This is a genomic window from Nitratireductor aquibiodomus NL21 = JCM 21793 (assembly GCF_000615975.1).
Lineage (GTDB): Bacteria > Pseudomonadota > Alphaproteobacteria > Rhizobiales > Rhizobiaceae > Nitratireductor > Nitratireductor aquibiodomus.
In genome coordinates this window covers 1-10,410 of sequence record NZ_BAMP01000123.1, presented here as the reverse complement: position 1 = coordinate 10,410, position 10,410 = coordinate 1, and the positions used below count along the sequence as shown (strand labels likewise).

At 61.8% G+C, this 10,410-nt stretch carries 17 protein-coding genes; 12 read left to right on the top strand and 5 right to left on the bottom strand.

Annotated features, from left to right (window positions below):
- From JCM21793_RS21370 to purB, 4 genes are all read left to right on the top strand, one after another.
- Positions 1-769, top strand: a 769-nt coding sequence (locus tag JCM21793_RS21370; protein ID WP_025031661.1) for a P1 family peptidase, incomplete at its 5' end; no start/stop codon positions are given.
- A 31-nt stretch (positions 770-800) separates the two neighbouring features.
- Positions 801-1,526 (top strand): DUF2259 domain-containing protein, encoded by a 726-nt coding sequence (locus tag JCM21793_RS21365; RefSeq protein WP_007009768.1) that lies wholly within the window; start codon positions 801-803, stop codon positions 1,524-1,526.
- A gap of 38 nt (positions 1,527-1,564) precedes the next feature.
- Complete coding sequence (locus JCM21793_RS21360; protein WP_025031660.1) at positions 1,565-2,062, top strand: hypothetical protein; 498 nt, start codon at positions 1,565-1,567, stop codon at positions 2,060-2,062.
- A gap of 61 nt (positions 2,063-2,123) precedes the next feature.
- Complete coding sequence (gene purB, locus JCM21793_RS21355; RefSeq protein WP_025031659.1) at positions 2,124-3,431, top strand: adenylosuccinate lyase; 1,308 nt, start codon at positions 2,124-2,126, stop codon at positions 3,429-3,431.
- Positions 3,432-3,509: 78 nt separating this feature from the next.
- Here the strand turns inward: purB and JCM21793_RS21350 are convergent, their stop codons facing one another.
- Positions 3,510-4,319: a VOC family protein gene (locus JCM21793_RS21350; RefSeq protein WP_025031658.1), complete on the bottom strand. Its 810-nt coding sequence runs from the start codon at positions 4,317-4,319 to the stop codon at positions 3,510-3,512.
- A gap of 222 nt (positions 4,320-4,541) precedes the next feature.
- On the opposite strand from JCM21793_RS21350, the gene JCM21793_RS21345 reads away from it, so the two are divergent.
- Positions 4,542-5,090 carry an RBBP9/YdeN family alpha/beta hydrolase gene (locus tag JCM21793_RS21345; protein WP_007009771.1) on the top strand — a complete coding sequence of 183 codons (549 nt, stop codon included), beginning with the start codon at positions 4,542-4,544 and terminating at the stop codon, positions 5,088-5,090.
- A gap of 25 nt (positions 5,091-5,115) precedes the next feature.
- On the opposite strand, the gene JCM21793_RS21340 is transcribed toward JCM21793_RS21345, so the two are convergent.
- The 3 genes from JCM21793_RS21340 to JCM21793_RS29370 are packed head-to-tail and all read right to left on the bottom strand — an operon-like array spanning position 5,116 to position 6,431.
- Positions 5,116-5,898, bottom strand: a complete 783-nt coding sequence (locus tag JCM21793_RS21340) for an HpcH/HpaI aldolase family protein (RefSeq protein ID WP_025031657.1) — start codon at positions 5,896-5,898, stop codon at positions 5,116-5,118.
- A 4-nt stretch (positions 5,899-5,902) separates the two neighbouring features.
- Positions 5,903-6,226 (bottom strand): DUF1476 domain-containing protein, encoded by a 324-nt coding sequence (locus JCM21793_RS21335; protein WP_007009772.1) that lies wholly within the window; start codon positions 6,224-6,226, stop codon positions 5,903-5,905.
- Positions 6,204-6,431, bottom strand: a complete 228-nt coding sequence (locus tag JCM21793_RS29370; RefSeq protein ID WP_143038408.1) for a hypothetical protein — start codon at positions 6,429-6,431, stop codon at positions 6,204-6,206. The genes JCM21793_RS21335 and JCM21793_RS29370 overlap by 23 nt, the downstream gene beginning before the upstream one ends.
- A gap of 66 nt (positions 6,432-6,497) precedes the next feature.
- On the opposite strand from JCM21793_RS29370, the gene purC reads away from it, so the two are divergent.
- From purC to JCM21793_RS21305, 6 genes are all read left to right on the top strand, one after another.
- Complete coding sequence (purC, locus tag JCM21793_RS21330; RefSeq protein WP_007009773.1) at positions 6,498-7,286, top strand: phosphoribosylaminoimidazolesuccinocarboxamide synthase; 789 nt, start codon at positions 6,498-6,500, stop codon at positions 7,284-7,286.
- A 30-nt stretch (positions 7,287-7,316) separates the two neighbouring features.
- Positions 7,317-7,559: a phosphoribosylformylglycinamidine synthase subunit PurS gene (purS, locus tag JCM21793_RS21325; protein ID WP_025031656.1), complete on the top strand. Its 243-nt coding sequence runs from the start codon at positions 7,317-7,319 to the stop codon at positions 7,557-7,559.
- A gap of 20 nt (positions 7,560-7,579) precedes the next feature.
- A complete protein-coding gene (locus tag JCM21793_RS21320) occupies positions 7,580-7,855 on the top strand; it encodes a hypothetical protein (RefSeq protein WP_025031655.1) in 276 nt (91 codons plus the stop codon).
- Entirely contained in the window at positions 7,852-8,520 is a 669-nt protein-coding gene (purQ, locus tag JCM21793_RS21315) for a phosphoribosylformylglycinamidine synthase subunit PurQ (RefSeq protein ID WP_025031654.1), read from the top strand. Before JCM21793_RS21320 ends, purQ begins: the two co-directional genes overlap by 4 nt.
- Positions 8,520-8,960: a hypothetical protein gene (locus tag JCM21793_RS21310; RefSeq protein ID WP_007009778.1), complete on the top strand. Its 441-nt coding sequence runs from the start codon at positions 8,520-8,522 to the stop codon at positions 8,958-8,960. The genes purQ and JCM21793_RS21310 overlap by 1 nt, the downstream gene beginning before the upstream one ends.
- A 116-nt stretch (positions 8,961-9,076) precedes the next feature.
- Positions 9,077-9,736 carry a Pr6Pr family membrane protein gene (locus tag JCM21793_RS21305; RefSeq protein WP_007009779.1) on the top strand — a complete coding sequence of 220 codons (660 nt, stop codon included), beginning with the start codon at positions 9,077-9,079 and terminating at the stop codon, positions 9,734-9,736.
- 84 nt (positions 9,737-9,820) lie between these two features.
- On the opposite strand, the gene JCM21793_RS21300 is transcribed toward JCM21793_RS21305, so the two are convergent.
- On the bottom strand, positions 9,821-10,048 hold the full coding sequence (locus JCM21793_RS21300) for a DUF1127 domain-containing protein (RefSeq protein ID WP_025031653.1): 228 nt from the start codon (positions 10,046-10,048) through the stop codon (positions 9,821-9,823).
- An 83-nt stretch (positions 10,049-10,131) separates the two neighbouring features.
- Between JCM21793_RS21300 and JCM21793_RS27600 the strand changes: the two genes are divergently transcribed.
- A partial coding sequence (locus tag JCM21793_RS27600; RefSeq protein ID WP_036541312.1) for a GntR family transcriptional regulator occupies positions 10,132-10,410 on the top strand: 279 nt, incomplete at its 3' end.

Below are 10,410 nucleotides of genomic sequence, written 5' to 3'. Positions count from 1 at the left end.
GGCAGCCGGCGTGCAGGCGGCGCTGCGCGAGATGGGCCGGGGGTTTGAGATCCTGGGTTTTCGCGTGCCCATCGTGCCTGGCGCCATCCTGTTCGACCTGCCCAATGGCGGCGACAAGGACTGGGGTCGCTTTTCCCCCTATCGGGATTTCGGCTTTTCCGCCGCCATGGCCGCATCGCAGGATTTCGAGATCGGCACGGCAGGTGCCGGCACAGGCGCCACCACCGCCACGTTCAAGGGCGGGCTCGGCTCGGCCTCAACGGTTCTTGAAAACGGCATCACCGTCGGTGCACTGGTTGCCGTCAATGCCGTGGGTTCCGTCACCATCGGCAACACACCGCATTTCTGGGCCGCTCCCTTCGAGATCGGCGACGAGTTCGGCGGCCTTGGCATGCCCCACCCGCTTCCGGCGGATGCTTCGAACGTCACCACCAAAATGCGCACCGCTGCGCGCGGAAACACCACCATTGCCGTGATCGCCACCGATGCAAGGCTTGATAAACCCGCCGCAAAACGCCTCGCCATCTCAGCCCATGATGGGTTCGCGCGTGCCATCTGGCCGGCCCACACGCCTGTCGATGGCGATCTTGTCTTCGCGCTCTCGACGGGCCGCAGCGAAACCGTGCTCGATCTGGACGGTGTGATCGACCTCAATGCGGCCGCGGCCGCAACCATGGCGCGGGCCATTGCCAGAGGTGTTTTTGCCGCCAGACCGGACGAACGTGATCTATTTCCCACTTGGGCGAAACAGTCTGTCGTAGGGCATTAAGATCAGAATTCAGGCCGAAAGGAATTTCAGCATGAAACACCTTCCCGCAATCGTCTGCACCGCGGCGCTTCTTGCCGCCTCCGCCACGGCGCATGCAGGCGACACCGCCTCCGTCGAGATCCTCGGCTTTTCAGCCGACGGCGCCACCTTCGCGTTTGAGGAGTACGGCGTGCAGGACGGATCCGGCTTCGCTTACGCCAACCGCTACTATATCGACACCGCCAATGACAGTTTCCTGCCCGGCACGCCCATCCGCGTGACCGTCGAGCAGGATGGCGCCAGCGTTTCCGATGCACGCGCCCAGGCAAAAACGCAGGCCCAGTCCGTCATCTCCGATACGGTGCTCGCCGACAATCGCGGCTTTACCGCCGGCTGGAACGCCGTCACGGAACAATCGGCCGATCCCTTCCGCATGGCCGTCAGTCCGCGCCCGGTCTTTCCCGCCATCGACAGTTCTCTCGAATTCCGCCTGACGGAGCTTCCCATGCCCGATGGCGCCGAATGCTACGGGTTCGGAGAACCGGCCGGCTTCCGCCTGACACGCATCGCCACGGAACCAGGGGCCGAAACCGCGCTGGTGCATGAGGACAGCACGATCCCGCAGAGCCGCGGCTGCCCGCTCGGCTACGGCATCAGCGGCATCCAGACCTTCTATCCCGAAGGCGGTGCACCGGTCTTTGCAGTCATGATCGCAGTTCGCAAAGTGGGCTTTGAGGGCCCCGACCACCGCTTCATTGCCGTGACAGGCCGGCTCTAGCGGCTGATGTCCGGGGGCGGCAAAAGCATCGGGTTTCCATGAGGCAGCGTCTCGCCACCCTAAGGCAGGCGCTGCCGTCACCTGCGCTGGCGTTGAAAGGCGCGTTTCTCTGGGGCGCGGCAATGGGCTTCAATGCGCTCGGCTCCCTCTGGATGCGCGGCTGGCAGTCGATGCCGCATATGGTTGCCCTGACATCCATCTTTGCGCTTGGCGCGGCCCTCGCGTTTCCCATAGGTCACACGCTGCAGGCGCTCGTCGCGCGCAAAGCCCGCCCCGAATCCCGTTTCGCCGCCGCGTTTCTGTGCTTTGCGCTTGCCACGATCTGCGTCACGGCCGCCCTCTATGCGCTGCAATACCGCGCCTACTATGCCCAGTGGCATGGCGCGCTCCTCTCGCCGTCATGGGTGATCCATTTCATCTTCACCACAGCCGGAGCGGTCTATCAGTTCGCCGTGATCGGGCTCCGGTTCTATTTTCCCTGGGGATTGGCCGCACTTTTCGCCCTCTCCTGCATCTATGCCGCCAGGCCGCGTTGAGGAAAACGCCAAGCTCTGCTAGTCAGGCGCCGACCCCACTTTCATGGAAGGCAAGGCACGCATGATCCCGCGCTATTCGCGGCCGGAAATGGCTGCAATCTGGTCGCCAGAGACCAAGTTCCGCATCTGGTTTGAAATCGAGGCGCATGCCGCAGACGCGATGGCCGAGCTCGGCATCGTGCCGAAGGAAGCCGCAAAGACCATCTGGGACAAGGCCGGCAGCGCCACCTTCGACATCGACCGCATCGACGAGATCGAGCGCGAGACCAAGCACGACGTCATCGCCTTCCTGACGCATCTAGCCGAGATCGTCGGCCCCGAGGCGCGCTTCGTGCATCAGGGCATGACCTCCTCCGACGTGCTCGACACCTGTCTGAGCGTCCAGCTCGTGCGCGCCACCGACATCCTGCTGGATGATCTCGACAGGCTGCTCGCCGCCCTGAAGAAACGCGCCTTCGAGCACAAGGACACCGTCACCATCGGCCGCAGCCACGGCATCCATGCCGAGCCGACCACATTCGGTGTCAAGCTGGCGCAGGCCTATGCCGAGTTCGAGCGCTGCCGCACCCGCCTCGTCAATGCGCGTGAGGAAATCGCCACCTGCGCCATTTCCGGCGCTGTCGGCACCTTTGCCAACATCGACCCCAGCGTCGAGGCGCATGTCGCGGAAAAAATGGGCCTGAAGCCGGAGCCGGTCTCCACACAGGTCATCCCGCGTGACCGCCACGCCATGTATTTCTCCACGCTCGCCGTGATTGCCTCTTCCATCGAGCGGCTCTCGGTCGAGGTGCGTCACCTGCAGCGCACCGAGGTTCTGGAAGCGGAAGAGTATTTCTCGCCGGGCCAGAAGGGCTCGTCGGCCATGCCGCACAAGCGCAATCCGGTGCTGTCGGAAAATCTGACCGGTCTTGCCCGCATGGTGCGCGCCTATGCCATGCCTGCCATGGAAAACGTGGCGCTCTGGCACGAGCGCGACATTTCCCACTCTTCCGTCGAGCGCATGATCGGCCCGGATGCGACCGTCACGCTCGATTTCGCGCTCATGCGCCTGACCGGCATGATGGAAAAGCTGGTGGTCTATCCCGAGACGATGGACAAGAACCTCAACAAGTTCCGTGGCCTCGTCCATTCGCAGCGTGTGCTTCTGGCGCTCACTCAGGCAGGTGTGTCGCGCGAAGACGCCTACCGCCTCGTCCAGCGCAACGCCATGAAGGTCTGGGAAGAAGGTGCAGACTTCCTTGAGGAACTTCTGGGCGACAAGGATGTGCGCGCCGCACTTTCGGAAGACGAGATCCGCGAAAAATTCGATCTCGGTTACCACACCAAGCATGTGGACACGATCTTCGAGCGGGTTTTCGGCGAAAGCTGATTGTTTTGTCATGAAACGTGAAAACGCCGGTGCATCATCCGATGCGCCGGCGTTTTTCATTGGATCACGCAAATGGGCTCAACCCGTCGGAGACACGCGGATCACCGTGCCCCACGGGTCGGCGAATTCCTTCTCCGCCGTCGCATTCCTGCTCTTCAGTTCAAGCCAGGAAAGACCCGTGCGCTTCGGGTTGCGCTTGCCGGCCCCGGCGCTTCGCCAGCTGTTTGCGCCGATATGGTGGTGATAACCGCCCGTCGCCAGAAACACCGCCTGCGATCCATAGCGTGTCATCGTGTCGAAGCCCTGCGCCTCATGCCACCATGTTTCCGCCGTCACCGGGTCGCCGACGCGCAGATGCACATGGCCGATTACCGTGTTCTCCGGCGCGCCCTGCCAGCCTGCATCGCCATCGGGCACCGTGGACAACAGGCTGCCGAAATCGAGACGCTCGGTCGCCATGGCGATCCCGTCTTCGTTCTTCGTCCAGCTTTCAGGAGCGCGGTCGGCATAGATCTCGATGCCATTACCTTCCGGGTCCGAAAGATAAAGCGCTTCGCTCACCAGATGGTCGGACGCGCCCTCAAGGCGCATGTTGCGGTCGCGGGCAAAGAGCGACCAGCGCGCCAGATCCGCCCGTTCAGGCAGCAGGAACGCCGTGTGAAAGAGCCCGGCCTCACGCGGATCGTCCGGCTCGGCGGACCTGTCTTCGGCAATCTCCAGAAGCGTGTGGCCACCGACACCCAGCGCAATCGCGCCATTGTCGCCGTCCATCTCCTGAAGCCCCAGTATATCTGAATAGAACGCCGCCAGTTTCTGCGCGTCGCGCGCTTTCAGGCCGACACGGCCGATGCTGACCGGCGTGGTTGCGGCAAAGGGAAACCCACTCATCGCTTTATCTCCTGCGAAGCGGCAGCCGGCCTCTCTGGCGGGCCGCCTCATGTCCCCCTGAAACTGGCGCGCCATCCCCCTCCGCGCAAGCGCCCGCCCGGCGAACACGCTGTTCATCGAATGAAACACAATCTTCAAGAATCGTTCGAAAACGAATGCAATCCGCATTGCAAACCGCACCAGCGCTTGCATGCCTCCGACACGATGGCTACATGGCCGGCCATGAAAGTATCAGACGCCGACATCCTCATCATTCCCGGCTACACAAATTCCGGGCCGGACCACTGGCAGACACGCTGGCAGTCTCGCCTGTCCACCGCGCGGCGTGTCGAACAGGAAGCTTGGTCCAAGCCCGTGCGGGAAGACTGGGTCGCCAAGGTGGTGACGGCCGTCAACGAAGCGGAAAAGCCCGTCGTTCTGGTCGCCCATTCGCTCGGCGTCGCCACCGCCGTTCAAGCCATCCCCGAGTTCAGGAAGCCGGTTGCGGGCGCATTCTTCGTCGCCCCGCCCGACGTTGCCAACAGCAGGATCCGGCCAAAACACCTGATGACATTCGGCCCCTACCCGCGCGATCCGCTGCCGTTCCCGTCGATCACCATTGCGAGCCGCAACGACCATTTCTGCGCGTTTGACGTCGCGGAAGACATTGCCGCCGCCTGGGGCTCGCTGTTTCTGGACGCGGGCGAATCCGGCCACATCAACGCCGAATCCGGCTTCGGCCCCTGGCCCGAAGGTTCCATGACCTTCGCCAAGTTCATCCAGCAGCTCTGATTTCTCTTAGGGTCAGGACCTGACCCTAACTCTGGATGGAGTCCCGCGCAGCCTGCAGCATGGCCGGTGCGCCCTGTGCCATATAAGCCGCTTCCGACCCCATGGCGAACAGCCTGTACCCCATCGCATAGAAGCGACCGACCAGCCGTGGATCGACCACGTAGATCGCCGCATGTTTGCCGATCGCCCGCGCCTTTTCCGCAATCGTTGCAATCGCCGGCATCATGTCTTCGAGAGCCGGATCGACCGTCCTGCCGTTTGACCAGGCGATGGAGAAGTCCGACGGGCCGACCAGCACACCGTCGATGCCTTCCACTTCAAGAATGTCGTCAAGTGCCGTGAGCGCCTGCCGTGTCTCGATCATGGCGAAGGCGACCGTTCCGGCATTGGCTGTCTCGAGCCAGGTCTGCCCGTCAGTCGTTCCCGCGCGCGGCATGGCGAAGCTCGGTCCCCAGGATCGCAGCCCGACGGGCGGATATTTCATCGCGGCAGCGAATGCGCGGGCATCCTCCAGCGAGTTCACCATCGGGGCGATCACGGCTTCCGCGCCCATGTCGAGCGCACGGCTCGCCATGTCGAAACGCCCGACAGGGATACGCACCAGCGGATGCCTGCCGTTCAAACGGATGCCGCCAATGCCGCGCAGGACGCTGTCTTCGTGATGTCCGCCATGCTGCATGTCGAGCGTGACAGCGCCGAAATCCAGTCCGGCAACGAGCTCGACTGTCTGCGAATCGGGAATGGAAGACCAGGCGGAGAAGACGCTCTCCCCCGCTTTAAGGCGTGCGGCCAGCGACGGGACCGACAAGGACCTACTCGCCTTTCTTGATCTGCTCGAGCGCGGTGGCGAGCAATTCATCCATGGTGCGGCGAATCTGGTGATCCGACTGTTCCACACCGGCGGCGTCGAAGTCCTTGCGGACCTTACGGAACACATCCTCGTCGCCGGCTTCCTCGAAATCCGAGTTCATCACTTCACGGGCATAGGCGTCCGCGTCGTCACCGCTCTTGCCGAGCTTCTCAGCGGCCCACAGGCCCAGAAGCCTGTTGCGGCGTGCCATGGCCTTGAATTTCTGGGTCTCGTCGTGAACGAACTTGTTCTCAAACGCGTCTTCACGGTCTTTCATGTTGGCCATCTAGCAAATCCTCCGGCTCGGGCATCGTCTGGCGATGCGGAAACAACTGTTTGGCAAGCAAAAACCAGAAGCCCCGCTCCGGGTCAATACGCTCGTTGGGTGCATCCGCGCTTTGCCGGCAGGGCACAAACACGTTGGCGATGACAAATGGCAATTGTGGTATGAGTGGGTTTGCGCTAGAGACCGCGTGAAACGATGCATCCATGAAACTGCCGCATTGCGGAACTTCCGCGCGAAGTTTCCCTGTCTAGGCAACGGACCAGGAAAAGCCATGAACCGTCGTCGCCGCATTTATGAGGGCAAGGCCAAGATTCTTTATGAAGGCCCGGAGCCCGGCACCTTGATCCAGTTCTTCAAGGACGACGCCACAGCCTTCAACAAGAAGAAGCACGAGATTGTCGATGGCAAAGGCGTGCTCAACAACCGGATCTCGGAATACATTTTCGAGCATCTGAACCGAATCGGCATTCCGACCCACTTCATTCGCCGGCTCAACATGCGTGAGCAGCTGATCAAGGAAGTGGAGATCATTCCGCTCGAGATCGTTGTGCGCAATGTCGCGGCCGGCTCACTCGCCAAGCGGCTGGGCATCGAGGAAGGCACCGTGCTGCCCCGCTCGATCATCGAATTCTACTACAAGGCCGATGCGCTGGACGACCCGATGGTCTCTGAAGAACACGTCACCGCGTTCGGCTGGGCCAGCCCGCAGGAAATCGACGACATGATGGCGCTGGCCATCCGCGTCAACGACTTCCTCACCGGCCTTTTCCTCGGTGTCGGCATCCAGCTCGTCGACTTCAAGATGGAGTGCGGTCGGCTGTGGGAAAACGAGATGATGCGCGTCATCGTGGCGGACGAAATCTCTCCAGATTCCTGCCGCCTGTGGGACACCACCACGCAGGACAAGATGGACAAGGACCGTTTCCGCCGCGATATGGGCGGTCTGGTCGAGGCCTATCAGGAAGTCGCGCGCCGTCTCGGCATCATGAACGAGAACGAACCGCCGCGCGGCAGCGGTCCCGTCCTCGTATCCTCCAAGGACAACAAGACGCGCCACTAGTGCGCGTCAGGGAAATCAGGGAGCACCAACGTGATCAAGGCCCGCGTCACCGTGACGTTGAAGAACGGCGTTCTGGACCCGCAGGGAAAAGCCATCGAAGGCGCGCTCGATGCGCTCGGCTTTTCCAGTGTCGGCTCCGTGCGTCAGGGCAAGGTTTTCGATCTGGAGATTGAAGGCGCTGACAGGGCCAAGGCCGAGAGCGACCTCAATGCCATGTGCGAAAAGCTTCTGGCGAACACCGTGATTGAGGACTACACTGTCTCCGTTACCTGAGGTTGTGGAGAAGGACTATCATGGGCGACATTACCAATGATCTGCTTTACGAGGTTCTCAAAAGCATACAGGGTCGCCTGGACAAACTCGAAACCGGTCAATCGGAGATCCGCCAGGAGTTGATCTCCATCCGGGGGCATATGATTGCGATCCAGCAGGATACCCACAACATCTACGGTATGCTTGGACGTCATGATGATCGCCTCGAACGCATACAACGCCGCCTCGAACTCCGTGAAATGGCCGAAGGCCCGCAGAATCCATACGATCCCAGCCCGAGCGATCAGACCCCATGAAATCAGCCATTATCCAGCTTCCCGGCCTCAATCGCGACCGCGACATGATCGCCGCGCTCACCCGGATTTCCGGCAGGGCGCCGGTGACGGTCTGGCAGACGGAGACCGAACTGCCCGATGTCGACCTTGTGGTCATTCCCGGCGGCTTCTCCTATGGCGACTATCTGCGCTGCGGCGCCATTGCCGCGCGCATGCCGGTCATGCAGGCCGTGGCCGAGAAGGCCCGCCAGGGCGCGCTCATCATGGGTGTGTGCAACGGCTTTCAGGTTCTCGTCGAAATGGGACTCTTGCCCGGTGCGCTGATGCGCAACGCCTCGCTGAAATTCGTGTGCCGCGAGGTGAAGCTTGAAGTCACCAACGCCAACACCGCCTTCACGCGCGGCTATCAGCCCGGTCAGGTCATCCGCTGCCCGGTCGCCCATCATGACGGAAACTATTTTGCGGACGCCGAGACGCTGAAGCGCATCGAGGGTGAAGGTCAGGTCGCCTTCCGGTATGCCGAAGGCACAAACCCCAATGGATCGGTCAACGACATTGCCGGCATCGTCAGCGACAGCGGCAATGTGCTTGGCATGATGCCGCATCCCGAAAACCTGATCGAAGCCGCCCATGGTGGCGATGACGGCCGCGCACTCTTTGCCGGCATTCTTGGAAAGGCCGCCTGATGGGGGGCGCCGGTCATACCGGTTCAAACCTGCAATACCTTCTTCGCTGCGGCGCCGGCGCAGCGCTGATATCGGGCCTGCTTCTTCTATCCGCCTGCCAGACGGAACCGATGGGTGGAACCCTCAACCTTCAGGTCGAGGCTCCGAGCCCCGTCGCAGCCCTTCAGAAAATCAACAGCAATGGCGCGAAATGCTGGATGCGCTCGGGCGACCGGCGGTTCCGCGATCTTCACATGATCCCCGAGCTCGATACGCGCGTGGGGCGACCTCGGCTTCTGATCATGCGCAGCAAGAAGCAGCAGGGTCTGCCGCTCCTCGTCATCGAAGCCTCCGGTTCACCAACGACAATATCGACCTATGGTCCGCTGGCTTCGACGCGCACCGGGGCGCAGATCAACGCCGATATCATGCGCTGGTCCGGCGGCGAGGCGAGCTGCTGAAGCAGAAGACGGGCGAAAATGGCGTGAAATGCGATTTCAATCGCTTTAAGCCTAAACTTTAAATTTAGATTCTCGAACTATTGCAAGCGCTCGGAACTTTTCCCGGGGGAAACCGCATGGCAAAAATCCTGAATGTCGCCGGCCTTGTCGTCGGACTGTCCGCTCTTGTCGTGCAGTTTGCCCTGACGATACCTGCTTCCATGGAAGCAGGACGCAGCATCGCCGGTTCCGTCATCCACTATTTCTCGTATTTCACGATCCTGACGAACATTCTGGTGGTTTTCGTCCATCTGGCCGCGCTGTCGGGCGCGCCACGTTTCTTCGGGCAGGCCTGGGTGCGCGCCGGCGTCGCCGTTTCGATCCTTCTGGTGACCATCGTCTACTGGCAGCTTCTGTCTGCGCTGTGGCAGCCGGAGGGCCTTCTTCTCATCTGCGACATCGCGCTTCATTACATCGCGCCGGCGATTTACCTCGTCTGGTGGCTGACGGGCGGCACGGATGGCAGCCTTTCCTGGCGTCACCTGCCCCTGTGGCTCGCCTACCCGCTGATCTATGTTGCTTACGTGCTGGTCCGCGCGCCGATCGCGGGCGAGGTTCCCTATTACTTTCTGGACACCGGACTGAACGGATGGCCGAGCGTTCTCGTATACCTCGCCGCCATTCTGCTGACCTTCGCATTTCTCGGCCGCCTCGCCATGCTGGCAGACCGCCTCATTGCCGGCGGAAAGCCCGCCCGGAAAAGTGACGCCATCGCGCCGACCAGAACAGCGTCCTGAAGCCCTGGGGCTGGCTTTGCGTCCGGAATTGCACTGAAGCAGAGACGCTGAACCGTTCATCGTTTCACGGAAACGGTGAAGCTTCTAATCCCAGAACGGGCGGAGCCCTTCCCGTCGCGCCTCGTCGCGCGAGATGCCGACATCGCGCAATTGCTCGTCCGTGAGCTGCAGCAGCGCCAGCCTGCTGCGTCGCTTGCCGAGCCAGTTCTCCACCCGTTCCAGAACAGACCGCAGTACGAAGCCGGAAGCCCTCCGCCCCAATGGCGGCGCAGGCGGCCTGCGCTCATTATCGATTGTCTTGATTGCATCCATTGTATCACTCCTTTTTTTCCTGAATGGAGCGATTGAACCTATGCATTGACTCAAAAAACGGCGCAATATAGATAATTGTCACCATGACAAATTGGCTTCCGAACCTTCAGCGGGGCGCTGGCCCCCTCTATGTGCGCCTCGCCGACCAGATCGAGCGCGACATTGAGAACGGCACGCTCCCGCCCGGCACAAAACTCCCGCCGCAGCGCAACCTCGCCTATGATGTCGGCGTCACGATCGGCACCGTCAGCCGCGCCTATGCGCTTGTCCGCCAGCGTGGTCTTGTGTCAGGCGAGGTCGGCCGCGGCACCTATGTGCTCGAGCGCATCCGTTCTTCCCGGTCCACCGGGGCGAACGGCCAG